Source organism: Caulifigura coniformis (assembly GCF_007745175.1).
Taxonomy (GTDB): Bacteria; Planctomycetota; Planctomycetia; order Planctomycetales; family Planctomycetaceae; genus Caulifigura; species Caulifigura coniformis.
The window spans coordinates 3,373,320-3,398,887 of sequence record NZ_CP036271.1; the positions used below are offsets into that span (position 1 = coordinate 3,373,320).

The 25,568-nt window shown below is 63.5% G+C and carries 22 protein-coding genes and 1 tRNA gene; 9 read left to right on the forward strand and 14 right to left on the reverse strand.

All coding sequences use genetic code 11. From position 1 onward, the window contains the following. Positions 1-158 precede the first annotated feature (158 nt). The 3 genes from Pan44_RS13595 to Pan44_RS13605 all read right to left on the reverse strand — a co-directional run bounded on the left by Pan44_RS13595 (position 159) and on the right by Pan44_RS13605 (position 4,424). Entirely contained in the window at positions 159-608 is a 450-nt protein-coding gene (locus Pan44_RS13595; RefSeq protein ID WP_145030582.1) for a hypothetical protein, read from the reverse strand. A 145-nt stretch (positions 609-753) separates the two neighbouring features. Next, positions 754-1,764, reverse strand: coding sequence for a DUF1559 domain-containing protein (locus Pan44_RS13600; RefSeq protein WP_261342611.1), 1,011 nt, complete (start codon positions 1,762-1,764; stop codon positions 754-756). A gap of 278 nt (positions 1,765-2,042) precedes the next feature. Beyond that, positions 2,043-4,424: an FtsK/SpoIIIE family DNA translocase gene (locus Pan44_RS13605; RefSeq protein ID WP_145030584.1), complete on the reverse strand. Its 2,382-nt coding sequence runs from the start codon at positions 4,422-4,424 to the stop codon at positions 2,043-2,045. A gap of 439 nt (positions 4,425-4,863) precedes the next feature. Between Pan44_RS13605 and Pan44_RS13610 the strand changes: the two genes are divergently transcribed. Further along, a complete protein-coding gene (locus Pan44_RS13610; protein WP_145030585.1) occupies positions 4,864-6,471 on the forward strand; it encodes a phosphohexomutase domain-containing protein in 1,608 nt (535 codons plus the stop codon). 193 nt (positions 6,472-6,664) lie between these two features. Here Pan44_RS13610 and Pan44_RS13615 read toward each other — a convergent pair whose 3' ends face one another. The 3 genes from Pan44_RS13615 to Pan44_RS13625 form a co-directional block, all read right to left on the reverse strand. Continuing rightward, positions 6,665-7,489, reverse strand: a complete 825-nt coding sequence (locus tag Pan44_RS13615; protein ID WP_145030586.1) for a thiazole synthase — start codon at positions 7,487-7,489, stop codon at positions 6,665-6,667. A 101-nt stretch (positions 7,490-7,590) separates the two neighbouring features. Then, positions 7,591-7,806 carry a sulfur carrier protein ThiS gene (gene thiS / locus Pan44_RS13620; protein WP_145030587.1) on the reverse strand — a complete coding sequence of 72 codons (216 nt, stop codon included), beginning with the start codon at positions 7,804-7,806 and terminating at the stop codon, positions 7,591-7,593. 117 nt (positions 7,807-7,923) lie between these two features. Beyond that, positions 7,924-9,162: a M16 family metallopeptidase gene (locus Pan44_RS13625; protein ID WP_145030588.1), complete on the reverse strand. Its 1,239-nt coding sequence runs from the start codon at positions 9,160-9,162 to the stop codon at positions 7,924-7,926. A 255-nt stretch (positions 9,163-9,417) separates the two neighbouring features. Between Pan44_RS13625 and Pan44_RS13630 the strand changes: the two genes are divergently transcribed. Further along, positions 9,418-11,064 (forward strand): peptide chain release factor 3, encoded by a 1,647-nt coding sequence (locus tag Pan44_RS13630; RefSeq protein WP_145030589.1) that lies wholly within the window; start codon positions 9,418-9,420, stop codon positions 11,062-11,064. Between the two features lie 36 nt (positions 11,065-11,100). Here the strand turns inward: Pan44_RS13630 and Pan44_RS13635 are convergent, their stop codons facing one another. From Pan44_RS13635 to Pan44_RS13645, 3 genes are all read right to left on the reverse strand, one after another. Beyond that, positions 11,101-13,104: an FG-GAP repeat domain-containing protein gene (locus Pan44_RS13635; protein ID WP_145030590.1), complete on the reverse strand. Its 2,004-nt coding sequence runs from the start codon at positions 13,102-13,104 to the stop codon at positions 11,101-11,103. 10 nt (positions 13,105-13,114) lie between these two features. Next, positions 13,115-13,537 (reverse strand): hypothetical protein, encoded by a 423-nt coding sequence (locus Pan44_RS13640; protein WP_197453307.1) that lies wholly within the window; start codon positions 13,535-13,537, stop codon positions 13,115-13,117. 259 nt (positions 13,538-13,796) lie between these two features. After that, positions 13,797-14,768, reverse strand: a complete 972-nt coding sequence (locus tag Pan44_RS13645) for a DUF1559 domain-containing protein (RefSeq protein ID WP_145030591.1) — start codon at positions 14,766-14,768, stop codon at positions 13,797-13,799. Positions 14,769-15,081: 313 nt separating this feature from the next. Here Pan44_RS13645 and Pan44_RS13650 point away from each other — a divergent pair, with 313 nt between their 5' ends. After that, on the forward strand, positions 15,082-15,882 hold the full coding sequence (locus tag Pan44_RS13650) for an AraC family transcriptional regulator (RefSeq protein WP_197453308.1): 801 nt from the start codon (positions 15,082-15,084) through the stop codon (positions 15,880-15,882). A 35-nt stretch (positions 15,883-15,917) separates the two neighbouring features. Here Pan44_RS13650 and Pan44_RS13655 read toward each other — a convergent pair whose 3' ends face one another. The 3 genes from Pan44_RS13655 to tsaB form a co-directional block, all read right to left on the reverse strand. Then, a complete protein-coding gene (locus Pan44_RS13655; protein ID WP_145030593.1) occupies positions 15,918-16,823 on the reverse strand; it encodes an endonuclease/exonuclease/phosphatase family protein in 906 nt (301 codons plus the stop codon). Between the two features lie 64 nt (positions 16,824-16,887). Continuing rightward, entirely contained in the window at positions 16,888-18,135 is a 1,248-nt protein-coding gene (locus Pan44_RS13660; RefSeq protein WP_145030594.1) for a lactate racemase domain-containing protein, read from the reverse strand. Then, on the reverse strand, positions 18,132-18,845 hold the full coding sequence (tsaB, locus tag Pan44_RS13665; protein WP_145030595.1) for a tRNA (adenosine(37)-N6)-threonylcarbamoyltransferase complex dimerization subunit type 1 TsaB: 714 nt from the start codon (positions 18,843-18,845) through the stop codon (positions 18,132-18,134). The genes Pan44_RS13660 and tsaB overlap by 4 nt, the downstream gene beginning before the upstream one ends. A gap of 218 nt (positions 18,846-19,063) precedes the next feature. Between tsaB and Pan44_RS13670 the strand changes: the two genes are divergently transcribed. Next, complete coding sequence (locus Pan44_RS13670) at positions 19,064-19,948, forward strand: class II aldolase/adducin family protein (RefSeq protein ID WP_145030596.1); 885 nt, start codon at positions 19,064-19,066, stop codon at positions 19,946-19,948. 16 nt (positions 19,949-19,964) lie between these two features. Here the strand turns inward: Pan44_RS13670 and Pan44_RS13675 are convergent, their stop codons facing one another. Beyond that, a complete protein-coding gene (locus Pan44_RS13675) occupies positions 19,965-20,738 on the reverse strand; it encodes a 2-phosphosulfolactate phosphatase (RefSeq protein WP_145030597.1) in 774 nt (257 codons plus the stop codon). Positions 20,739-20,771: 33 nt separating this feature from the next. Continuing rightward, positions 20,772-21,650 (reverse strand): dTDP-4-dehydrorhamnose reductase, encoded by an 879-nt coding sequence (rfbD, locus tag Pan44_RS13680; protein WP_145030598.1) that lies wholly within the window; start codon positions 21,648-21,650, stop codon positions 20,772-20,774. 204 nt (positions 21,651-21,854) lie between these two features. On the opposite strand from rfbD, the gene Pan44_RS13685 reads away from it, so the two are divergent. The 5 genes from Pan44_RS13685 to Pan44_RS13705 all read left to right on the forward strand — a co-directional run bounded on the left by Pan44_RS13685 (position 21,855) and on the right by Pan44_RS13705 (position 25,347). Beyond that, positions 21,855-22,052, forward strand: coding sequence for a cold-shock protein (locus tag Pan44_RS13685; protein ID WP_145030599.1), 198 nt, complete (start codon positions 21,855-21,857; stop codon positions 22,050-22,052). 224 nt (positions 22,053-22,276) lie between these two features. Further along, positions 22,277-22,347: transfer RNA gene (locus Pan44_RS13690), tRNA-Gln, on the forward strand. Between the two features lie 98 nt (positions 22,348-22,445). Beyond that, positions 22,446-23,561 carry a tyrosine-type recombinase/integrase gene (locus tag Pan44_RS13695; RefSeq protein ID WP_145030600.1) on the forward strand — a complete coding sequence of 372 codons (1,116 nt, stop codon included), beginning with the start codon at positions 22,446-22,448 and terminating at the stop codon, positions 23,559-23,561. A 270-nt stretch (positions 23,562-23,831) separates the two neighbouring features. After that, on the forward strand, positions 23,832-24,095 hold the full coding sequence (locus Pan44_RS13700) for a helix-turn-helix domain-containing protein (protein ID WP_145030601.1): 264 nt from the start codon (positions 23,832-23,834) through the stop codon (positions 24,093-24,095). Then, complete coding sequence (locus Pan44_RS13705) at positions 24,043-25,347, forward strand: AAA family ATPase (RefSeq protein ID WP_145030602.1); 1,305 nt, start codon at positions 24,043-24,045, stop codon at positions 25,345-25,347. The genes Pan44_RS13700 and Pan44_RS13705 overlap by 53 nt, the downstream gene beginning before the upstream one ends. Positions 25,348-25,568: the final 221 nt, after the last annotated feature.

Here is a 25,568-nt window from a genome sequence, read left to right on the forward strand (position 1 = left end):
GGGTGACGCCGAGTGGCCATGCAAAGAGGAGTGGCGGGGACCCGGAAACGCCGCGAGGCGGTCGGACGTCCCGGGAAGCGTGGATGACGGCCGGGAACGACGCCGCCTGATTCAGGGGGCGAGTTGCCTACCGCCAGCCACTTCAAAAGGGAAGAGGACTACTTGGAGTTGAGCGCGAAGGTGAATTCGTTCGCGCCGTCCTTCACTTCCGCTTTGAGTCCGGAGGTCTTCGCATCGGTGAATTTTTTCGGGATGGCGAGCTCGCCCGGGGAGAACGATCCGTTTTCGAGGACCGCGCCGGGTTCGACCTTCCACGATTCGATTTTCACGCCGTAGCTGCCCGGCAGGACGCCCCTGGTGCTGGCGTTCTCGCTCAGTTCGAAGGCCCCTGCGACGACATTGCCGACGCCTGCGGGAAGTCCTTTTTCATTGACCAGGAAGACGGTCCCTTTTTCGAGGGGGCGACCGTCGATGGTCACCGTCCCCTTGGCTTCCGCGCGCCCGGGGGCGCCGCTTTCACCGCAGCCAACCATCACAAGGCAGAGGCCGGCCAGGCACACCGAGGCGCCGAAAACGCGTGCAACAGTACGAGAGCAGCTTCGCAACATCAGTTCACTCCGCAGCAAAACGAAAATAAGTCGAGGCGAGTGTGGGACGATTCAGGGAGTCATCGGAAAATGCGAGGAAGGCGGCCCGGTGCGCGGGCCGCCTTTCGTCGTGCTGATGAAGCCCTTCAGAAGCAGATTGAGCAGATCAGAAGCTCACAGCCTGTCCATCGGTGCGGTCACCCAGATTGCAGTAGGTGACGTAGTCGATGTTTTCGCTGATGAACTGGACGGAGCCGTCGGCCATCACGAAGTGAGCCCCACCGGTGTGGTAGCTGGCGTGTCCGGTTCCGTCCTGCCAGGAGACAGTCGTGCCGGTGCCGGCGCCCATGTTGAGCTCCAGCGTCCGCAGGAACGAGCTGTTCAGTTTGAGGTGGAACAGCGACATGGGGACGTTGTGGGCCCAGGCACTGCCGAACTGATTGAAGTGCGGCTTGGATTCGCCGAGGAGGAACGTGTTCGTCGTGCCGTCGGTGACGTGGGCGATGCTGATGCGCTGCACTCCGCGGGCGAACATTCCGCGCGTGCCGGAAGCGTTCCGATAGGGATAGGACCAGCCGGCGTTGATGTCGGTCGGGTTGGTCTTCCAGCAGAAGGCCTGGTTGTTGCAGTCTTTGGCGCCGCCGTCGTTGCGCATCGGGCCGCCGACAGGACGGTACATGCCTTCCTGGGTCGGAACGCTGACGTCACTGAAGTTTCCGCCGCTGGCCGTCTTGCCGGTCCGCGCGAGCGGGCTGCTGGGGCAGGTGGCGACTTCGAAGAAGCGGCTGGCGATCAGGTTGCGGTTGATCACGCCGCCGACTCCGGCCGTGGCGTCGTTGACAGAGCGGTTCGGGTCAAGCTGGTTGAAGAGGGGGGCCTGATCGATGTACGGCAGGACCGCGCGGAACCAGGTGCTGGACGGGTTGCCGCGAAGGTAGGTCGACGGGACGGGGTTTGTCGCGTCGGCATCACTGAAAGTGCTGGCGTACGGGAACACCCCGAAGGTGTCGTGGTAGTTGTGCAGCGCCAACCCGAACTGTTTCAGGTTGTTCTTGCACTGGCTGCGGCGGGCGGCCTCGCGGGCCTGCTGAACCGCAGGAAGCAGCAATGCAATGAGAATTGCGATAATGGCGATGACGACGAGCAGCTCAATCAACGTAAATCCACGCTTCTTCAACACAGTAACTCCCCCGAGAACTGTCAGACGAAACTAGAAAATGACGACGCGACTCCCGACTCAAGACAAAACAGACGGTTCGAGCTTTGCTTCTGGACTCAATGAAGAATTGAGAAAGAAGAGGGCGGGATAGTCCGGCATTGTGGAAGCGAATTCAAGCAGAGAGTGCGAATCGCCTCGCAGAATCGAGGGAAGACCCTTGGGCTGGCCATTCGGCATACTCTGCGCCGTGCCGCTTGCAGGACGTCCAACCCGGATGATTGAGACGACCCGACCGTTCAGGCCCCGGCCAGGAGTTCCTCCCGCATCTCCTCCCACTGTTCCGGCGTGATTACCACCTCGCGGAATTTCGAACCGTTGTAGGGGCCCACGATCCCATCCTCGGCCATGTGATCGATCATTCGGGCGGCTCGGCCATAGCCGACTTTCATCGCCCGCTGCAGCAGCGAGCAGCTCCCACGGCCCTCTCGGATCACGATCTCGACGGCTTCGTCGTACATGTCATCGCGCTCGCGTGGACCGTCGCTCTTCGATTCGGTTTCCTTGGCTGCGTTGGCCGCCTTCTCGATCTCGGCGCTGTATTCGGGCGGGTAGGCGGAGAAGAAGTCGATGACGGAATTGACCTCGTCGTCGCTGACGTAAGTCCCCTGGGCCCGGTTGAGCGTCGATGTTCCCGGGGCGAGGTAGAGCATGTCGCCGTGTCCGAGGAGTCGCTCGGCGCCGCATTCATCGAGAACGACGCGGCTGTCCGTCCGGCTCGCCACCTGGAACGAGATCCGCGCCGGCAGGTTCGACTTGATGAGGCCGGTGATGACGTCGACCGTCGGCTTCTGCGTCGCGAGGACGAGGTGAATGCCGACCGCCCGCGACTTCTGGGCCAGGCGGATGATGTGCGCTTCCACGTCCTTGCCGCTGGTCATGATCATGTCGGCCATTTCGTCGGCGATGATCACGATGTACGGCATCGATTCCGGAATCGCTTCCGCCTCGTACGAATCGGGATCAACTCCCATCCGCTCGCAGACCTTTTCCTTGCCGAGCTTGTTGTAGCTGTCGAGGTGACGCACGCCGACCTTGGAGAGCAGCTCGTAGCGCTCTTCCATCTTGTCGACGGCCCAGGCGAGCACGGCCTCGGCCTTCTTCATGTCGGTGATGACCGGATGCATGAGGTGCGGGATCCGCGTGTAGGGGCTGAGTTCGACCATCTTCGGGTCAATCATCAGCATCTTCACTTCGTCGGGTGTCCGGGTGAGCAGCATCGACAGGATCAGCGTGTTGAGGCACACGCTCTTGCCGGTGCCGGTGCGGCCCGCGATCAGCAGGTGCGGCATCTTGGTCATGTCGACCACGAGCGGCCGTCCGCTCACATCCTTGCCGAGGTAGATCGGGACGCGGAATTTTTCGCCGTCGGCTCCAACCGCCTCCATGATTTCACGCAGGCGGACCATGACCCGCTTGTCGTTCGGAACCTCGACGCCGACGGTGTTCTTGCCCGGGATGGGGGAGACGACACGGACCGACGGGACGCGGAGTGCGATGGCCAGGTCGTCGGCGAGGGCCTGAACCTTCGAGACGCGAAGTCCGGGCTCCAGTTCCAGTTCGAACTGGGTGACGACGGGGCCGGTGTCGGCCTCGGTCACTTTCACGTTCAGTCCGAATTCCTGGAACGTCTTCTCGATGATCGCACGGGTCTTCTCGGCCTTGGCGGCCAGCTGATCGAACGGGAATGCTTCTCCCTCGCCAAGGAGGTCGATCGGCGGGAGCTGGTATTCGCTTTTCACCTTGGCGGCGGCGGAGCTGGTGTTGAACTCGGCCTCGCGCGACGACTTGGAAAGCCCTGCTGGAGGATTCACCTTGAAGTTGCCCGCGGGAACCGCCGCGACGGCCGGCGCCGTGTCGGGCACCGGGGCGACAGCGGCGACCAGGTTGCCCAACAGTGATCGTTTCGAAGCGGCAGCCGGCTGCGATTTCGCAGGTTTCGGTTCCTCCACCACAGGGCGCGGAGCGGGGACGGGCTCGGGCGTCGCCGCCTTCACGACCGTCGGTTTGACCGGGGCGGGCGCCGGCGCGGGTTCGCTGGTCACAGCTTTCCTGCGCCAGCCGAAGATCCAGGCGATGGCGAGGAACGGGCCACACAGCACGCCGTAGGCGAGTCGAGCCAGCAGCACATCGGTCGCGAGGAGCAGGCCAGCAATGAAGAGGGTGGCCAGCAGGATGGCGGATCCCCCTGTCGAGAGGCGGTCGGTCATCAGGATTTGGCCAGCCGCGCCGAGGAAACCGCCGCTGCCGTAGGCCGGACCGGTGCCGAGTCGCGGGAAGGTAAGTTGCAACGCGCCACAAATGGCGGCGAGGGCTGCGGCGCCGCCCATCATCCGGACGAACGGATCGGGGACAGGCTTCCGCGCGAACAGGCGCAGGTCGAACAGGATGAGGCCGCCGAGCAGGGCCCACGAGCCCAGGCCGAGGGTGGAATGCAACTGGTGGGTCAGCCGCGCGCCGGCGGGGCCGCACAGATTGTGCAGCGTCGTCGGCGGGGGATAGACGAGATCGCCCGGGGGATCGGCAGGGCTGTAGCTGATGAGCGACAGTCCGAGGAACACCGTCAGCGCGAGGATCGCCAGCGCGAGCAGATCGGATTTGAGGCGTTGGACGTCAGGCATGACACGGCGCTCCAGTCGCAGCAGGCTCCCGATGGCATGACGAAGCATTGCGATCCGGTCGCTGGGACTGCGCAGGCTCACGCGCAGACTCGTCCTCCGTGCAAACCTAGCACTCCACTGTCATGCGGCTGAAACTGGCCCTGCCGGCGCGTGGTTTTCCAGAAACGTCCGTCCGGCCTGTGCCTGGAAGAACGGACAGGGAGACTCTTCCGGCGCGGGGCTCCCTCCGGCCTTGAGGGTTGCGCCGCGCGGGGCGGCATGTCCCGCCGCAGTCGCACGTCCGGACGAATCCACAGGACCGGAATCGACGCCGCGGACGACAGGTCCAGCCGCGACGGAAGAGGGGGAAAATCCCTCTTTTCCCGCTGGTCGACGGCGCGCGGTTTCGCGAAACTCGCACGCGAGTCATCACCGGAACTTTGCAGGAAGCTCGCCGACCATGTTCGATACCACCCTGTTTCAGCGCAAGGCCGACGTTCGCGGCATCTACCCCAACCAGATCAACGAAGAACTCGCGTGGTTCACGGGGAAGTACCTGGCCGCGACGGTGAATGAAACGACGGGGAGCAAAGGCAGCAAGATCCTTGTGGGTCGCGACGGCCGGCTGTCGTCGCCGAACCTGTATGCGGCCCTGTGCGCGGGGATCAACGCGGGTGGCGGAGTCGCTCTTCCCTGCGGGCTGGCGACGACCGACATGATTCAGTGGGGAACCGGCAAGCGGCTGCACGGCGCGATTGCCGGAGCCATGGTGACCGCGTCGCACAACCCGCCGGAATACAACGGGATCAAGATGGTGATCCTGAACGAGAAGACTGGCGGACTCGATATCATCCGCCCGTGTGACGGGATCGCAAAGAACTTCGCCGCCGATTCGGGAGATGCTGATGCGCCGGCGACGGTAGGGGCCGCGTTCCCGGGGTCCGCTTCGATGAAGCTGCACGAGCAGTTCACCGCGGCCGCCTGTGAACTTGCTCCGGGGCTGTCGAAGGATTCCGGGAAGATCATCCTCGATCCGGGGAACGGGGTTGGCGGCGTTTTCATCCCGCTGCTCCGTGACGCTCTCAAGAAGGTGGGATCGAAGGTGGAAGTCGGGGCCGTGGCTGAGCCGATTGACGGCCGGTTCCCGACGCGTCCGTCCAACCCGGGGCTGCCGGGCGCCGTGAAGCTGCTGCAGGAGGCGGTGCTCGCGCAGGGGGCGAAGTTCGGGGCCGCATTCGACGGCGACGCGGATCGCGTGTTCCTCGTCGACGAGTGGGGCCAGTTCGTTCCGGGCTCATCGCTGCTGGCGGCGCTCGCTGATGGCGAAGTGAAGGCGGCGTTGAAACGCGGCGTGAAGCAGCCGGTGGCAATTTTCTCGGCGGTCGCTTCGTGGCTCGTCGTGGAAACGATCCGGGCGGCGGGGGGCGTACCGGCGGCTTCGCGCGTCGGGCAGGATGCCCTGAAGGTCGCGCTGATCAACACGGGGGCGGTCTTTGGGGGCGAGTCGTCGGCCCACTACAACTTCCCGGCCTCCTACTGCCTCGATTCGGGCCTGTTTGCCCTGATGACGTTCTGGCAGCAACTGCTCGATTCGGGGAAGAGCACGTCGGAATTGATCGGCAGCCTGAATCCCTGGCCGGCGAGCGGGGAAATCAACGTTCGCATCGAAAGCAACGACTGGAAGTCGGTCAGCGCCGGGTTGATCAAGATGCTGCAGGAGCGGTATTCGAAGCCGGAGGAGAACAGCTACGTGTTCACGCTCGACGGCGTCGGCGTGTTCCACCCGCGGAAGCCGGAGTTCAAGACGGTCGACGACATCTTCACGATCGACAAGAAGAACGACCCGACGGGCGCGACCTACCGCCTGATCGCTCCCGGGTACACGCCCGACTGGTGGTTCAACGTCCGGGCGTCGAACAACGAGCCGCTGGTGCGTTTGAACGTGGAAGCCCAATCGTCGGCCGACGTCACGGCCCGCACCTACCAGCTGATCTCGACCGTGCAGCAGTTCTGCAAGGAGCATGGCGCAGTCGGTGTGGTGCAGGACTGGGGCAACATGCGCGGCTAAAGAAGTTTCACCACAGAGACACAGAGGAAGGGAGAAGAGGGAGATCGCGGCCCGATCAGTCTCCCGCCGCTCCACTGCCCGTCGGTTTCCTCTCAAAGATCGCGACGACGACGTGAGCCGGTGGCATGTCGCGCAATCCGAGATCTCCCTCTTCTCCGTGGTCTCTGTGCCTCTGTGGTGAACTTTTCTTTTCTCACCCCAGGGCAATCACGCCCGCCTCCGGGCTCGAAGCCGTCGCGTACAGCTTCTTCGGAATCCGCCCCGCCAGAGATGCGGCGCGGCCGGCCTGGCAGGCGAGGCGCATGGCATGGGCCATCGTGAGTGCGTCTTTCGCCCCGGCGATGCCCGTGTTGAGCAGCACGCCGTCGCAGCCGAGTTCCATCGCGACCGAGACATCGCTCGCGGTTCCGACGCCGGCGTCGACGATCACCGGGTAATCCGGATCGCCTTCCTTCAGGTATTCGTGGCAGATGCGGATGTTGTTCGGGTTCAGGATTCCCTGTCCGCTGCCGATGGGGCTGCCGGCGGGCATGACCGACGTGGCCCCTGCATCTTTGAGCCGTTTGGCCGTGATCGGATCGTCGGTTGAGTAGCAGAGGACCTGGAACCCGTCGGCAACGAGTTGCTTCGTCGCCTCGAGCGTGGCGACGGGGTCGGGCAGCAGGGTTTTCTTGTCGCCGAGGACTTCCAGCTTGACCCAGTCGGCCCCGGGGTTCTCGAGGTTGGTCAGGATTTCACGTCCCAGCCGGGCGACGCGAACGGCGTCTTCGGCCGTGAAGCATCCGGCGGTGTTGGGGAGGATGGTGAACTTCGAGAGGTCGATGTAGTCGAGGATGCTGCGTCCCTGTGCGTCGATCAGCCGTTCGCGGCGCACGGCGACGGTGACGACTTCCGCCCCGCTGGCGGCGAGGCATTCCTGCATCAGTTCGAACGTGGCGTACTTCCCCGTGCCGACGATCAGCCGCGAGTGGAACGTATGCCTGCCGAGTCGAAGCGGCGAATCGTTGAACGTGGACATGAGTGCGACCCAATCAGAATCGAAACCAAGGAACTTGACTGCGGCACCCGCCGGCCGGGGGCTTCAGGCGGAGTGAACCAGATGGACACGCGGCCCGTGAATCATCCGCCGCCGACCAGCGTGACCACTTCAAGCTGGTCACCCGCCTGGAGCAGCGTTTCCGCGTGCTGCGCCCGTGGAACGACGTCGCGATTCCGCTCGACGGCTACGAATTTCGAGGGGACCTTCAGCTCCGCCACCAGGGCGGCCAGCGTCATCCCGCGCGCAACCTCGCGCGACTGGCCGTTGACCGAGATCGAGATCATTTCCGACGACATGATGTCCGCATTATTGCACGCTGCCGCAGTATTGCACTCTGACAGTGCCGCCAAAGAGGGACAGTGCAGTCAGAGGCCGACGCCATCAAAGGTCTGAGCCATCGGGGCCCGGCGAAATCAGATCCGGATCTCGAGGGGCTGTGGTCCGAGGGTGAGAACGGTCAGGTCGGTCGGGGCGTATTTCATCGCCGCGGCCAGGACCCGGTGAACGGTCAACGACTCCAGTTCGTCGCGGACTTCCTCGAGCGTGGTCACGCGGCCCAGGTGAAACCAGTCCCGAGCGAGTGAAGCGGCCCGTGCGGAGGTCGATTCCTGCTGCATGATGAGCGAGCTTTTCGCCCGTGCCAGGCAGCGCTGAAGTTCGTCCTCGCCAATTCCGTCGTTGAAACGCCAGAGTTCCTTGAGGATGACGTCGAGAGTTTCCTGCGCCCGCTCGGTCGTGGTGCCTGCGTACACCATGGTCCGTCCTTCGGTTTTCAGGCTGTTGAGCGACGCCTGGACGGAGTAGCAGAGTCCGCGTTTCTCGCGAACTTCCGTAAAGAGCCGCGCGCTCGGTCCGCCCCCGAGGACACTGGCCGCGGCCCAGGCGGCGTAGTAATCGGGGTCGCCATACGGAGGGGCAGGGTAGGTGAGTCCGATCTGCACCTGCGTCGAGGGGTGCATGACGTGATCGATGGCCTTGCCGCGCGGCCCCGGGACGAGATCAGGAATCGCCACGCTCGGCCAATCGCCGAACAACTCGGTGATGCGATGCTTTAACTCGTCGGCGTCGAAGCGGCCCGCGACGCCGAGGATGGCGCCGTTCGGACGAAATCCGCGGGCCGCGTGTTCGCGGACGACGTCCATCGTGATGTTGGGGAGATCGGCGAGGTCACCTTCCGTCGGCCGGTTCCAGGGGGAGTGATAGGTTCTGCGGCGCAGTTCGGTGGAGAGCTTGCGCTGCGGCTCGTCTTCGAGGGCCAGCAGTCCCTGCTCGAGCCCGGCCATCACCGGTTCGAATTCTTCTTCCGGCAGATGCGGACGCTGGGCGATATCGGCGTAGATGTCGAGCGCCGGCAGGAGGTTTTCCGCCAGCAGGGCTCCACTGAACGAGAGGAAGTTCCACCCGACCTGCTCGCTTCTCTGGACCCCGAGATTATCGAGGTCGGTGGAGAGCTGGCGGTTGTCGCGAGAGCCGGCGCCCCGCGTCGTGAGGTCTCCCAGGGCGGAGGCAGCGCCGTTGACTCCTTCTTTCTCCCAGATGCATCCGGCCGGAATCAGCAGGCTGAACGCCGCGGACTGCACGTCCGGCATCTCTTCGAGGACGGCGACAAACCCGTTGGGCAGCGTAAACGACTGAATGGATTGAAGCTGCATAGCGCCGAAGCAGGGCCAAAAATGGGGAAGCAGGAAACTATCTCAGGTCCGGAACGCGAGGGCAAACGGGTTCGGGAGGTGGATCGTCGCCGGGATGCGGCTCGATGGGAGTTGAGCCCGTCACCTGCGGCTGGCTCAGCTGGCCCTGGACCTCCCGGAACGCGGGAGGATTTTTCCTGCCCGTTTGTTCGTGTGCCCTTGCTGAGAACGTTGTCGCCGCCAGAATGCCTGATTCCTTGTCTCTCGAATGGTTCAATGTCGGAACAGACTCTTTCTTCGCCCGCCGCGGCGGAGGCTTCGCCGCAGGGCGGATCCCAGCAGTTTCGCAACGAAATCCGCCGTCGGCGGACGTTCGCGATCATTTCGCACCCTGACGCTGGCAAGACCACGCTGACCGAAAAGCTGCTCCTCTACTCCGGTTGCGTCGCGACGGCCGGGGCGGTTCGCGGGCGGAAGACCCAGCGGGCGGCCCGCTCGGACTGGATGGAGCTGGAACGCGAGCGCGGAATCTCGATCACGTCGACCGTGCTGTCGTTCGAATACGAAGGGCTGCTGCTCAACCTGCTCGACACCCCGGGGCACGAGGACTTCAGCGAAGACACCTACCGCACGCTGACGGCCGTCGACTGTGCGGTGATGGTCCTCGACTCCGTGAAAGGCATCGAGGCGCAGACGAAGAAGCTGTTCGCGATCTGCGCCCAGCGCAAGATTCCGATCATCACGTTCGTCAACAAGCTCGACCGCCCCGGCGCCGATCCTCTGGGAAACCTGGGCGAGATCGAGCAGGTACTCGGCATTCACGCGGTTCCGCTCAACTGGCCGATCGGCACGGGACGCGACTTCCGGGGCGTGTACGATCTCGTCGACAAGGAACTGAAGCTGTTCTCGCCCGTTCCGCAGGGGGCCGTGCGCGTTCCGACGGAGACGGCGAAGCTGGACAACGTCTCCGAGGAGCAGCTTGATCCGCTGCTGCTGTCGAAGTTGCGCGATGAAGTGGAGCTTCTCGAATGTGCGGGAGAGCCGTTCACCCGTGAGGCGTTTCTCGAGGGGCAAATTACCCCCGTCTTTTTCGGCAGCGCGTTGACCAACTTCGGCATCGAACTCCTGCTCGAAGCGCTGCACGAGTATGCACCGCCGCCGGCTCCGCGACCGAGCGACAAGGGGATGGTTCCCGCCGATCGCCCGGATTTCGCCGGCGTGATTTTCAAGATCCAGGCGAACCTCGATCCGAGGCATCATGACTGCGTCGCGTTCCTGAGAGTCTGCTGCGGGACGTTCACTCGCGATATGGAGGTGAGCATCGCCCGCACGGGAACCCGGATGCGGGTCAGCCGTTCTCAGCGGCTGTTCGCCCAGGAACGCGAGACGATGGACGTGGCCTATCCGGGCGACGTGCTCGGCCTCACGATTCCCGGCCAGTTCCGCCTCGGCGATACGTTGTGCATCGGCGAGCCGCTGCAGTTCACCGGCCAATGGCAGTTCCCCCCGGAATGCTTCGCCACCCTCCGCTGCACCGACACACAGCGCCGCAAGCAGTTCGATAAAGGATTGCTCCAGCTGGTGGAAGAAGGGGCGATTCAGCTCCTCCGTGATCCGCTCGCTCCGTCGCAGGAGCCGATCCTCGCTGCGGTCGGGGCCCTGCAGTTCGACGTCGTGCAGTTCCGTCTCGAATCGGAATACCGGGCCGTCACGACGATTCACCGGCTTCCCTACCGCATGGCCCGCTGGGTCAAAGGGTCGACGGAAGACATCGAGAACCTCAAGGTCCCCAGTACGGGCCGACAGCTCATCGATGAAGACGGCCTGACGGTCGTCCTCTTCGATACCGAGGGGATGTTCCAGTACTGCAAGAAGATGAATCCGAACGTCGAGTTCTTCGACGCGCGTCCACTGCGGATGTGAAACCAGCGGCGCGCCCCGGCCGGGAATCGACAGCTCTCACGGGGCCGCCTTCGAGATTGCCAGCCCTTCGGCGGGGAAGTAGCGGATGCCGCCAGACTCCTCCGCGACAAGGATGTCGCGCACGCCGCGGCCGAGGTCGATCAGCTGCGGCGAGCAGGAGTGAGTTCCGAGGCGAATGCGTTCGCCGTTGAACTCGACCATTCGGGCGTATTCGAACACCGGGGCCGCATTTGTTCCGGCGTTGCGAAGCAACAGAACGGAGGCCTGCCGGGTGTCGCCGAATGAACTGGGATAGAACGTCGTTCCTGACGCGGCGATCGACAGTCCCCGCGATGTGCCGACCAGGAGGTCGAGCGCTCCATCGCCGTCCCAGTCCGTCGGAACGAGTTTCGCGCGGCCGGTTTGGCCGGCTCCTTCGTCGACATTGGCATTGATCGGCGAACCGTCCTGGAACCGCAGCAACTCACCGCGTTCGACGTTCTGGTTGTCGATTCTCCAGAACTGCCGCAGCAGGTTCTGCTCGTCGAGGCAGACCATTCCCAGGCGGCCGCCGTGTTCCCATCGGCAGATCGCCGGCTGGCTGCGCCAGGCGAGATGCAGTTGCAGGCCGTCGCAGTACATTGGCCGCGGCTTCGTGAATCTCGGCGGCCCTGAGCCCGGCCGCTGCAGCAGGACCATGTAGTCGGCCAGGATGCTGTTGAGAATCACGTCGAGTTTTCCATCTCCGTTCCAGTCGACCACCGTCGGGCAGGTATAGCCCCACATCGCTTCGCCTGGACCCTGGATCGATCCGCGGTAGCCGGCCTTGATGTCGAGCGGTTCCCCGTCGACGTCGACGGGCACGGGTTCATCGAACTCCGGCCGGTCGGGCTCGCCGATGTTCTTGACGAACAACAATTGGCCGGCGTCGTTGCCGGCGAGAAAGTCGATCCGTCCGTCGCCGTCGAGATCTCCGGGCGAGATTACCGGCAGCGCGCCGAGCGCGATCGCAGAGGTGGGCGCCCGCACGGGCAGGGGCTCGCCGCAGACGATCCGGCCGTCCTGCTGCGTGGCCTCATAGAACCAGACCCGGCCGGTATCGCTGACGATGAAGGCTCGCCGTCCCGACTGGGGATCGGCAAACGTCGCGATGCCAGGATTGATGACGGGATGCCGCACCGCCACCTGATCCGGCCCATTGACGAACTCGGACTTCGCCGGCGCCCCGGTGGCCGGATCGAGCGGGAACCGGCGGAAGACGCCCAGTTTCTCGCTGGTGATCAGCGACAACTGTCGTGACTCCGGCCCGGGCAGGATTGCCATTCCGCGGAGATCGAACAGGAACTCGGGCGAACCTGCGCCGGCCCGGCCGAGCGACGCGAGCTTCTTGAGCGACGTGGATTCGAAACGGGCGTGATAGAGCGCGGCTCGTGGGAGACCGCCGCGCCAGAAGCCGGCCCCGTCAAAGGGGACATACTCAAACCGGTGATGATGAATCTCCGGATGGTGATACCCCTCGGAATTGTGGACCCCGAAATAGACGTCGAGCCGTCCATTCGCATCGAGACGGCCGGCGAGCGCCCCGGACAGACCGCCCGGCAGTTTCAACTCGTCCGAGATCGCGCGCGGCTGAAACTTCAGCGCTGAGCGATCGAATTCGAGAAGCTCGATGCGTCCTCCTGATGTCCTGAGGCCGTAGACGATCCCGTCGTGAGAGGTGACGAGCCCGCCCAGCCCTGAGGCGTCGATGGTCCGAGGCGCCTCATAAACCGGAGCCCCGTGTTCATCGAAGCGGCGGAAGGGATAGATGCGATCGGGCGCGACGATGAGATCGAAGGAACCGTGACCGAACGCGTCGACCACTCCACGAACGACGGCCCGTGCATCCTGCGTGCGGCCGATCTGGGACTCGGTCCGAGAACCGCCGACGGCGATCTGTTCGCCTGGCGGGAAAAGAGGAGGCCTCCTCTGGGGGCCGGACTCGGCGGACGCCAGGGTGACCGGGAGCAGCAAACCGGCAATCCACAGCCACTGCGCCGCAGTCTTTCGCAACGTCGACATCACCGGTTCCTTACTTCGACTTGAGCTCAAAGTTGATGACGTTGGGGCCCGGCTTGACCTCGGCCGTCAGTTCGGACTTTCGATTGTAACGCTGCGGAACTCGCTCCCTGGCTTTCAAGGCTTCGGGAGAATCGTCCTCGACGATGTACGTCGTGATTTTCACGACGTGCTTGCCGAGGGTGGCCCCGGGGGTGTCGAAGAGATACTGCTGCCGGTACTTGCCGTCCTTGTCGGTCACGCCGTCCGAGGCGCGGCCTTTCTCCGGATTGAACGACACCAGCAGGTCGGGAGCGGGCCGACCATCCAGGGTGACGACCCCAGTGACGTCGGCCAGTTCAGGGGTCTCCGGTCCGCCGCATCCGGAGAGCGCCGAACTGAAGGCGGCAACAAAAAAGCAGACCCGCTTCCATCGCGAGCCTCGAGCCTCAGACATCGTCATTTCGCAGTCCTGTCGTGTGCGTCGATGTGTCGGTCGTGACCAGTGAGCGTCGTGGGTCGCGTTGGAGGACGACGGAGCCCCCGCTCCGGCCACGTGGAAACTCAGCGCGGCCTGCGGCGGCGCAAAGGGTGCGTTCGCCGCAGGCCCGGCTGAAATTCGGCTCGCGGGGCACAGCGTCCGCTTCCGGGTCATCGCCTGGAGAGCAACGGGGCCCGGATCGCGAGGCCGGGAACATCAGATTCGGAAAGGGACGCTAATCGAGATTGGCGACCTTGCCGTCGTTGAGAGTTCCGATGGAGGTGATGGTGGCCTGATCGGCATTCTGGTTCACGAAGCGAACGGCGCCGTCGGTCAGCAGGAAATTCGCTCCGCCGCCCGAGTGCTGGCTGCCAAAGGCGTTGATCGACGAACTGTTGATCTGGAACGCCGATCCGCTCAGCCGGGTGATGACGGCGGACGAGCCACCTTCATCGGGGGCAAGTCCGGCCCATTTGGCGCCGGTGTATTCCCCGGCGACGAAGGTCTGGAGGTTGGAATCGCGGTCGCGGCGGAAACATTCGCCGATGGCAAAGGTGTTGCTCGTGCCATCGGTGGCGTTGCGGACGGAGACGGCGCCGGTGAGGAGGCCATCTCCAAAGACGCCTCGCAGGCCGTTGGCGTCAATGCCGTTGAAATCGGTTCCTGCGACTCCGCGATAGTTGGATTTGGCGTGTGAACTCGGGTTGTTCGGCGTGGTGCTGGGGTCGCGCGACGGGGCGATGTTGGGGTCGGTCGCGGTCGCGCACATGAACGCGGCCAGGAGGACGCGCTGGTTCAGCGGATCTCCGACAGCGAGGTTGGCCTGCGGTCCCTGCGGGTTGTCGCAGACGAGGTATCCGCTGGAGAAGTTGAACTTGTTGTAGAGAGGGCCCTGGTCGAGATACGGGAGCAGGTAGAGGCCCCAGCCCCAGCCTGGTTTGTGAGGGACTGCGACGGTGCAGTTGAGGCCCGGGAATCCGAGATACCCCGGGGGAAAGCAGCGGTGCACATCGTGGTAGTTGTGCATCGCCAGCCCCAGCTGTTTCATGTTGTTCCGGCATTGCGTCATGCGGGCCGCCTCGCGGGCAGACTGCACGGCCGGAAGGAGCAGGGCGATCAGGATCGCGATGATGGCGATCACGACGAGCAGTTCGATCAGAGTGAAACCACGGTGTCTGGAACGAGACGACAGAAACCAAGCCGGCATAACGAGCGCTCCTGAGCAGGGAGATGAGCTGCGAGTCTCGCGGCGTGGGGGACGCGGAATCCGTCAGAACCCACGGGAGGTGACGCAGGGCGTAACGAGCTGGTTGTCGGCGGGAATCTGAACGGTCCCACCGGTCTCAAAGGCAAGCGACCTTTCGTGACAGCGGATGACGGAGGATGGGATGAGACAGGAAGACCGGAGTCGGCGATCCGAACGGCAGAATTGCCGAGGGTTCGGACGATGGCGACGATACGACTGTGCCTGACGCCCGTCTTGGGGAAGCGAGACAGTTCTTATGCCAAATGCGACAATCGTGTCTCCGATCGCACCCATCCGAATTCATCGCCGGCTCACCGCCGGCGAGCGTCGACGCCGCGTTGTCGAACGCGAGCAGTGGCTGGGCCGCTTTTCGGTCTTTCGGCATATCTCGGAACTGTTCAATGAGCTGCATGGCCTGCATTTCTTCGCGAAGGACCGCCGCGGACGACTGATGTTCTTCAGCCAGGACGCCCTCGGCCGCTTTGCAGCAGGTGACGATGCGGACGTCATCGGCCTGACCGATTTCGACATGTACCCGGAGACGGTCGCCCGCGATTACGCAATTGACGATGAAGAAGTTTTCACCTCCGGACGCCCGATTCGCGGCCGCATCCAGTTGTGGTGGAACCAGCTTGGCATGCCGGACTGGTACACGGTCACGAAACTTCCGATCCGTTCCCATCACGGTCGGATCATCGGCATCCTCGGCGTCCTGCAGCATTGCGGCGACGACATCCGGAGGGCCGGTCCCTGGCGCGAGATCGCCGACGCCGTCGACTTCATTCGTGAGCACTACGCGGGTTCAGTGGCCGTCGCCGACCTGGCTGCCCGGGCCGGAGTCTCCGCGCGCCAGCTCGAACGGAAGTTCCGCGCCGCTCTCGGGGTCTCCCCTCAACAGCTTCTGATCAAGGTTCGCGTGCATGCCGCCTGTCATGCGCTGCGGCAATCAGGTCAGTCGCTGGCGTCGATCGGGGCCGAATGCGGTTTCTACGATCAGAGTTCGTTTACGGAACACTTCCGCCGGCACCTGGGAGTCACTCCAGGTCACTACCGGAAGACTCACCTGGGAGACTGATCATTGCGTCCGGCGGACGATGGTCCTGTCGGACGTTACTCTTTTTCCGCCGCGCCGGGCGTTCTCCATTCGAGGATGGTGGTGATCGGAAAGTGATCCGAGGGAGTCCGGCCGTCGCGTTCGGTGTAGTCGATCTCGGCCGACACGACGCGGAAGCGGTCGTTGACGCCGATCCAGTCGATCCGGCCCCCTTTGCGAGGTCCGCCCCCGCGGAAATTGCTGAACGTCGCGGTATCGCCCGTCGGCTGTTTCTCTTTCGGGAGCGACTTGAAGACGTCGAGGACGGGGCTGGCGTGTCCGTCGATCGTCCCGAACAGGTTCCTGTAGGCCTCGCTCGTTTCGAGGCTGTTGAAATCGCCCGTGACGATCAGGGCCTTCCCGGTCGTCCCTGCAAGACGCTCCCGCAGCAGTCGACCGGCCTGTTTCCGGGCTTCGATGCCCCTGTGGTCGAAGTGGGTGTTGAACCACCTGATCTGCGGCCTGTCAGCGGCCTGTCTGTCCTGGAGGTCGGCCCAGGTCACCATGCGCGGCAGTGAGGAATCCCAGCTTTGGCTGCCGACGACATCGGGCGTTTCGCTCAACCAGAAGTGGCCGGAGGCGACGACGTCGAGGCGCTCCTTGCGGATGTAGATCGCCATCATTTCGCCCTTGTCGCCGCCGTCGTCACGACCGACGCCGATGGCGGTGTATTCGGGCAGCTTTTCAGCGAGGAAATCCTTCTGGAATCCGAGTGTCTCCTGAGTCCCGAGGAGATCGGGTTTGAAGGCCTTGATTGTCTCGACGACGAAGTCCTTGCGGAGGTCCCAATGATTCGGGCCGTCCTTCGCCGTACCGTACCGGATGTTGAAGGACATCACGCGGAGGGGCTCCGGGGGGGCGGCCTCGATCGACCGTGTCGCGACGATCAGTCCAAACAGCAGTAGGCAGACGAAGCGTTGCATCGTGGAACCTTGGTGCGGGGAGACGGCGAGTCGTCGGCCCTGGTGATGTTCGAGTCTCGAACCGTTACTGCAGGCGATAGAGCTGCTCGCCGGCCTTGCGGACGAGGAGAATGCCTTCGTCCTCACGGTTGGCGAACTCTTCAATGTCGATCGTGGCCGGGTCGCGGTAGCCGAGGTTGATCTGGCGACAGACCTCTTCCGGGATCTGGCTGGCGAGTGTCACCTGGACGCGGCACTTTTCGACGCCGTTCTCAAACGTGCCGCCGCCGCGGACGTGGGTGGAATGGGCGAGCACGCCCCAGGGGTAGTGCTTGAACCTGTCCCACTGCTTCGTGAAGTAGTCGCGGCAGTGGTAGCCGACTTCCTTGATGAGCTTGCCGTGCGTGACGGAGACCTCGTGCATGTGAGGGGCATAGATGATGAGCTCGCCGCCATCGGCGACGACCGGCTCGAGCTTGTACATGCACTTTCCGGCGACCCAGACCTCGTCGTACATGAGCGGGGCGCAGGAGAGGACCGTCTTGAACGGTTTCGCCACGCGCTTGATGTGCGTGATGGCGGAGAGGTCGGCCGCATTGGACCAGGCGTCCTCGGGCGTGCCGTAGAACATTCCATGCAGCCGGGCCGTGCCATCGGACGTGACGACGAAGGTGAGCGCCCGTCGTTCGACCGGGATGAGCTTGGCCGCCATATTGACGACGTCGCGGACGGGCGTGCTCTTCACGCCGATGATGCCGACGTTGGTAATGAGGGCTCCCAGCCAGTGGAAGAAGTTGAGCAGTTCGGGGCCGGCGATCCCGGGGAAGAAATACTTGTTGCCGCCGGAGAAGCCGACGACCTCGTGCGGGAACACGGGGCCGACGACCAGCAGGCGGTCGTAGTCGGTGATGCGTTTGTTGATCTGGACGGGGACTTCCATGGAGAGGAGTCCGCCGGAGACGGCCTCGGTGTCCTTCTTCGAGAGGGTGCCGAGCGTCAGCAGCGCGTCGGGGTTGTCCCATTCGTGGTTGATGAATTCGGTCTGGTAGAACAGTCGCGGACGTTCTTTTTCATCAATGCCCAGCAGCTTGCAGATCTGGGCTTCCGACATCGGCGGATGCGTTCCGAGGGCGATCATCACGTCGAGCGACGAGACGACGGGGCGGAGGTGCTTGAACAGCGCATCGAACAGGAGCGGCATCGGCGCGGTGCGGGTGGCGTCCGGCACGACGAGCAGCAGCCGCTTTCCGCGGAAGTCTTCGATCGAGAGGTTGGTCGCGATCCACTGTCGGACCTGGTCTTCTGTGAGAATGGGTGGTTTGGTCTGCGTCATTGCATCAGTCCTGCAGCAGCTTGAGCGTCCAGTTTTTCTTCAGCGGCACTTCGCCGAATGTACAACGGGGCGAGGGTGAACGGGTCGGTCAACTGCCCCGCGCGGGCCATCTTCAGGCCGGCGCGAGCAACCATCGTCGCGGTGGGACGATGGAGCGAGACCGGGGCGACGACGAGATTCGCGGCGGCGACGTCCTCGGGCCATTTGGACGCCGCGGGGCCGGAAACGACGTCCCCCGGCGCGGTGGCCGCGAGCCAGCTGTCGAGGGAGGCGATACGGGGGGTATCGATCGGTTTCCAGCAGCCGGCCTCGGCGTGGAACTCCTGAACGAAGACCTCGCCCCGGAGGGCGTCGTCGATGATCCAGGCGCGCGGTGCGTCGAGAGGGAGGGCCGCTGCGACCGCGTCGAACGTCCCGACCGCGGTGAGCCTGGCGCCGGTCACGAATCCCCAGGTTTTCGCGGCGACGACTCCGACCCGGAGCCCGGTGAAGCTGCCGGGGCCGATGCTGACGGCGACGTGGTCGATGGAGCGGGGAGCCAGCGCGAGGGATTTCAGCAGGTCGTCGAGTTCGGAAATGAGGGTCCGCGCGTGGCGGCGTCCGGAATCGCCGATCTGGCGCTCGCCGAGGAGGTCGTCACCCCGCAGCACAGCCACGCTGCCGACCTGGCCAGAAGTCTCGAGTCCAACAGTCAGTTGCGGTGAATTCACGGCAAGAAAACGGGGGAGAGAAGGGAACCGACCGGAATTTAGGCGATGTCAGGAAAAGACACACGTCTCCGTCAGGCTTCCCTCGCTCCCGGCATCCGGGCGAGAGTGCTAAAGTTCCCGGTTCCCCGCAGACGACGTTCACCGAAACGGCGGCTCCGCGGCACGCCCCCCGGGCCTGAACAGGCCGGACAATCCGAACAGAATTTGCAGGTTGCCTCATGTCTCAATGGAACTCTGGAATCCATAGCCGGCAGATCAAGGAGCAGATCTGCGAGATCGGGCGCCGCGTCTACGACAAGGGGTTCGCCGCGGCGAACGACGGCAACATTTCGTTCCGCGTCGGTGAGAACGAAGTTCTCTGCTCCCCGACGATGATCTGCAAGGGGTTCATGACGCCGGATGACATCTGCGCCGTCGACCTCGAAGGGGCGCAGATCGCCGGCAAGCGGAAGCGGACCAGCGAAATCCTTCTGCACCTGGCGATCATGAAGCACCGGCCGGATGTGAAGGCCGTTGTGCACTGCCATCCGCCGCATGCCACGGCGTTCGCCGTCGCGCGGGAGCCGATTCCGCAGTGCGTGCTGCCGGAAATCGAAGTGTTCATGGGCGAAGTGCCGCTCGCTCCCTATGAAACACCTGGCGGCAATGCATTTGCCGAGACGGTCCTGCCGTTCCTCGAGAAGACGAACACGATCATTCTCACGAACCACGGCACGGTCAGCTTCGGCGCCACGCTCGAAGAGGCCTACTGGAAGACGGAAATCCTCGACGCCTACTGCCGGATCCTGATCCTCACGAAGCAGCTCGGCGGACAGGTGCATTACCTCAACGAGCAGAAGTCGCGCGAATTGCTTGACCTCAAGAAGAAGCTTGGCTTCGACGATCCGCGATTCCACAACGAGAACTGCGACCTGTGCGGCAACAGCGCGTTCCGCGATGGCTACAAGGAACAGATTCCCGTCACGAAGGCGTTTGACGCTCCTCCGGCGTATCCCGGCTACCTCAAGCCGGCGTCGGGCGTGAAAGAGGCTGCCGGCGCGCTCGATCCCGAGGCGGTGGTGAAGCTGATCACCGACCAGGTGATGGCGGCGATGCGGGGCTGAGTTTTCGGCGAGTGGGTCAGATGACGGTGATCCGGCCGTCGCGGAATTCCGGGACGATGTCGAGCCCCGCGCGGCTGTCTTCCGCCGCACGGGCGATATCGCGGTCGAATCCGTTTTCGATCAGGTTGCTCCCGCCGCGGCTCGTGCGCATGGCTTCGAGACGCAGTGCGTCAGTGAGTCCGTGGGCGTTGTAGAACTGCACTGCCAGCGCACAGGCGTCCCCTCTCGCCGGATCGAGGCTTTCGACCTCAGCGACGGACATCGGGCCTGATGGCGCCGTCCCGAGGAGTCCGACTGCGATTCCTCCGGCGACGAGCACGTCTTCCGCGGTCACCAGGCCATCGGTTCCGGCGCAGACGATCCAGACGGGACGGCCGTCGGATTTCAGCCAGTCGACGATCGCTGACCGATTGACGAACCCTGCGCACACGACTGCGGAAGCCGATTCACAGGCGGCAAGGGCCCGCGTGCCGTTCGTCGTGGTGAAAACCACCGACTTCCCGCCCACGGTTCCGGACGTGTAGCTGAATGGCGAGTTGTCGAGCTGGAAGCCAGGAATCAACAGGCCGTGCCGCTCGCCACCAAGGGCGCACTCATCGGCTCCCAGTCGATCCCGGGCGGCGAAGGCTTCCTCCACCTCGCGGCACGGGATGACTTCCCTCGCTCCGGCCGCCAGCGCGTGGATGATCGTCGTCGTCGCCCGCAGGACGTCGATGACGACCGCGACCGAACCCGAGAGGTCGATGTCTCGCAACGTGGACGGGAGCAGGGCGACCTGGACTCGGGGCATGAACAGAGTTTTCCAAAGATGGCAGGTTGGTAATCAGGAGACTGGCGTGGCGGTTGGACGCGCCTGCAGGTAGCGACTGACGGCGTCCTGCCAGCCAGGCATGGGGCGTCCGAGGATACGCTCAAGCTTTCCGCAGTCCAGCACACTCCATGATGGACGCTTCGCCTTCGCGCCGAACTCCGCCGAGGTGATCGGCCTGACTTCGACCGGGAGGCCAGCCTGCCGGAACACTTCGGCGGCCAGCCGCCGCCAGGTCGTGTGGCCCGCGTTCGTGATGTGGAACGTGCCCTGAGCGCCGGCTTTCAACAGCGCGACCGTCGCCTGGGCGACGTCGACGGTGAAACTTGGCGTGCAGTGCTGGTCATCGACCACGGAGATCGCCGGCCGCGACTGGGCGAGGCGCAGCATCGTTTCAATAAAGTTGCCCTTGGCCTTTGTCGCGGCGATGCCGAACAGTCCGCACGTGCGGATGATCAGGTGCTCCGGGCCATCGGCGCGGACGAAGTGTTCCCCTGCGAGCTTGCTGGCCGCATAGACGGACGAAGGGGCGGGAAGGGCCAGTTCATCGAGCGGACGGGCGTTCGACGCGTCGGCGTCGAGGACATAGTCGGTGCTGAAGTGGACGAGCTTCAGGTTTCTGGACCGGCAGTACCGGGCGAGATTCCGGACACCGAAGGCGTTGACCGCAAACGCGCGTTCGGGTTCCGTTTCCGCCTGATCGACGAGGTTGTAGCCGGCGGTGTTGATGACGACGCCAGTGAAGCCCTCGAGCGCCCGTTCGATGGATGCGGGGGCTTCCAGTTCGATCGCGCGATGCGGAAGCAGGCGCGTGTCAGCGGGCAAGGCGGTCGCGAGATCGGTCGCAAGTTGGCCCCCCGCACCAATCAGCGCGACGGAGAAATGACTGCTCATACAGGGATGCGGAGGAGGGGGCTGTACTGGAATTGAGAGGCCGATTTGCAGGATCGGTGAATTTGAGGACATGACTTGACAAGTCGCAATTCCCGCTGGCGGGAACGTTTTTGGATCGCTAGTATTTTTTCACGCGGGGGAGTGGGCTTGGTGCGTAGACTGGCAGCCCTCGCAGAGCCTTTAAGTTCAGGCAGTGTGTGAGTGATGCCCGAGGGAAAGATCAAAAAGTTGACTGACAAGGGGTTTGGTTTCATCGACACTGGCGGTGGGGCTGACTTGTTCTTCCACATGTCGAACCTCGAAGGCGTTCGTTTCGACGATCTCCGCGAGGGGCAGCGGGTTTCTTACAATCCTGGGCGAGGCCCCAAGGGGCCGCGGGCGGAAAATGTGCGGCCGCTCTAATTCTGATTCCCGTGAATCACGAAGGCCGGCCACAGTGCCGGCCTTTGTTATAGTTGGGCCTGAACTGATCGCTGCGACTGTCACGGTAAATCGATGCCGCCTCGAGTTTCTGGAGCGCATGAACCAAAGGGCACGGTCCGTGTCCTGGAGATGTTGAAGGAGCGAATTGTTTTGGCCGCCGCTCTTGGCACGCATGGCGTCGGTTCTTAGAATCCCGCCCGCCTTGCCCCGTGGTGTAACGGTAGCACGAATGATTCTGAATCATTTAGTCGAGGTTCAAATCCTCGCGGGGCAATTTGGATAAGTCTTAGCTGAGACGCATGTTGCGTCCACCTGTCTCGCGACAGTGCAGCAAAAACCTGACCCGGCACTGACCCGGTTCAAGGCTGCACTATGCCCCGCAAGACGATTCCCGCTTACTGCCGGCACTCAACGTCGGGCCAGGCGTACGTCAAGATCGACGGCCGGCGAAAGTACCTGGGCGTCTACGGTACGCCGGAATCTCATCAGCGGTACGCCGCGGAGATTTCCCGCTGGCAGGAATCGGCCGACGCCCCTCCGTCGACCCTCACCATCGGGCAGCTGGCCCTGCTCTACGTCGAGCGGTGCAAAACCCACTACCGCAAGGATGGCGTGCCGACGACGGAGTTCTCGGCAGTGCAGCGGGTGTTGAAGCGAGTCAACCGGATGTACCGCGCGGTGCTCGCGGTCGACTTCAGCGGCGCCATGCTGATCGCGGTTCGCCAGACGCTCATCGATGAGGGTCTGGCCCGTACGACGGTCAATCGCGAAGTCGGTCGAATCCGTCGAATGTTTCGCTGGGCCCTGGGCGACGGAAAGAGGCTCATTCCCGCGTCTGTCCTCACCGAACTCGAGGCTGTGACGGATCTGAAGTACGGCCGATCGGCGGCGCGAGAAACCGAGCCGGTGAAGCCGGTTCCCGACGCCTGGGTCGAGGCTGTGAAGACTCACGTCAGCCGGCAGATTTGGGGAGTCATCGAGTTTCAGCGAGCGACCGGCGCGCGGCCGACGGAAGCGCTGATCGTTCGGCCGTGCGACATCGACATGACGTCCGACGTTTGGGAGTACAGGCCCCACCGTCACAAGACGCAGCACCACGGCAAAGAGCGGGTGGTAATGATCGGACCGAAGGGGCAGGCGGTCTTGCGAGAATTTATGGCCGGCCCCGACGACTACGCCTTCCGCCCCCAGGACGCCATCAACGACCTCGTCGCGAAGCGGTACAGGGCAGGGGCGAAACCGCGGAAGGTCGGACGTCGGTACACGATCCACGGCTATGCAGCGGCCATCCGTCGAGCGTGTGTGAAGGCCAAGGTTCCTCACTGGTCAGCGAATCAAATCAGGCACTCGTTCGGAACATCTGCCAGGAAGATCGGCGGAGTCGAAGGCGCTCGCGTCGTCCTTGGCCATTCGTCGGCGGTCACATCCGAAATCTACGCTGAGGCCGACCAGAAGGCCGCGAGACCTGTCGTGGCGATGATCGGATAGAAAATGAAAGGAGTTGACATCACGCGGCATCTTTCTATCGTTGTCGTCAAGTGACTCCGCAATTCGGCCGTGCTGTCCGCACGGACCCATAACCGTAGCGTGTGAGTCCTTTAAGCCTCGGATCTCCGCACGACGGGAACCGAATGCTGGGGAGTGTCGTGCACCGCTTCGCCACTCTCCGGCATCGTTGCCGTCCTTCGAAGGACGGCATTCGTTTCCCCATGTTCGCGCTCATCGTCCACGTGGACGCAGGGCGCGTGGAGATTCGCGATGTCATCCCCGACCCTGCTTTCAATTCCAACCGCTGCCGAAGAACTGACCGGCAAGCGGCCTTCCCCTCCGACCTGCTGGCGATGGGTTCATCGCGGCCGCAACGGAATCAAGTTGCGGGCGGTGTTCGTCATGGGTGCTTGGCGCACGACCCGGGAAGACTTTCTGAAGTTCGTCGAGGCCTGTTCCGCGGTGAAGCGGCAAGCCCAGGATGTCTCGACGTCGATGGCCGACGAGCAGCTGGCCGCGGCCGGAATCCTCTAGCCAATTGAAAAGCCCAGGGCGACGACTCCCTGGGCTTTTCTTGGATCTTCACTCCCTCGCAAGGAGCAGCCGCATTATGGGCATGAAGCCTACGGTCATCAATGGCGTTGCGTATCGTTCGCCGCCATCGCCCCCCGACCCCTCACCGTCACCAACATCGTCGTCGCAGGTCCAGTGGCCGCTGAGCCGCGAGCAGCTCGACGCACTCCGATCGCACCCGAGCTATCGGATATTTCCCGATGACCTCGCGTCGCTGCTGACGACGCCCGCAAACTTCTCGCTCGAGCCGGCGGTCATTTGCCGCGCTCTTCGTCGTTGTGAAGTTGGGGCCTTCGTCGCGCCTCCCAAAATCGGAAAGACATTCGCCGTTGATCAATTGGTGATCGCGCACATGACCGAGGGGGATTGGCTCTCAAGGTTTTCAGTACAGAACCTGGGAGCAAAGGCGTGCCTGATCGACTTCGAGCTGGAAAAACGCGTCCTGTGCTCCCGACTCGTCGACGTCTGCATTGGGTTGAGCATTGACCCCGACGACTTTTGGGATCACGTCGACGTCTTCTGTCTACGCGGAAAACAAATCACGCTGGACAGCTTTGATCGGCTCTTCTGCGACACATCCCCGGGCTATTACTCGCTGATCATCCTTGACCCGCTTTATCGGGCCTGGCCAGCCGGAACAAACGAGAACGACAACACGTCGATGGCTGCAGCCTATTGCCGCTTGGTCGAGTTGGCCGAGCATCTCCAGGCGGCGATTCTGGGCATCCACCATGCGTCGAAAGGAAACCAGTCTGACAAGTCGATCACCGACGTCGGGTCGGGTGCCGGCGCTCAATCGAGAGCGGTCGACTGTCACATGGTGATGCGCGAGCACGCCGAAAAGGGCGTCGTCGTCGTCGAGTCTGCCGTCCGCAGCTTCCCGCCGACGGAACCCTTCGCTCTGCGCTTCAAATACCCGCTCTGGGTGCCAGCCGACGAGGTCAAGACGTCGGCACTCAAGGGCAACAAGAAAGAACGTCAGGCCGAGCAGGATCGGGAAACTGACGCGGCCATGCTCGACGCTCTCACCGACTGGCAGTCTCGCACGCAACTTCAGCGACTCACCGGCGCCGGCGGGACAAAGATCAATCGATCCATCAGCCGGCTCAAGCGCGCCGGCCTGATCGAAGAATCGAAGTCGAAACACGAGGGCAACAACTGCACCGTTTATCGAAGGATCACCAATGGCACAGCCACGCAAACCGAAGGGTAAAACGTCACAGGGTAAGACGGGCGTCGCACGTGGCGTCTTACCGTCTCACCTGGAGGGGGGTGAGAGGGTAGGACGCACGCCCTATGTAATGGGCGTGCGTCCCACCCCTCCCCCACCCGCGGCAGGGGTAAGACGGACCGAGCTCGACGACCCGAAGTCCTACGACCTATCTCGGAGCGAATTGCTGGCTGAAACTCTCGCAGACCCGGCGTATTACGCTT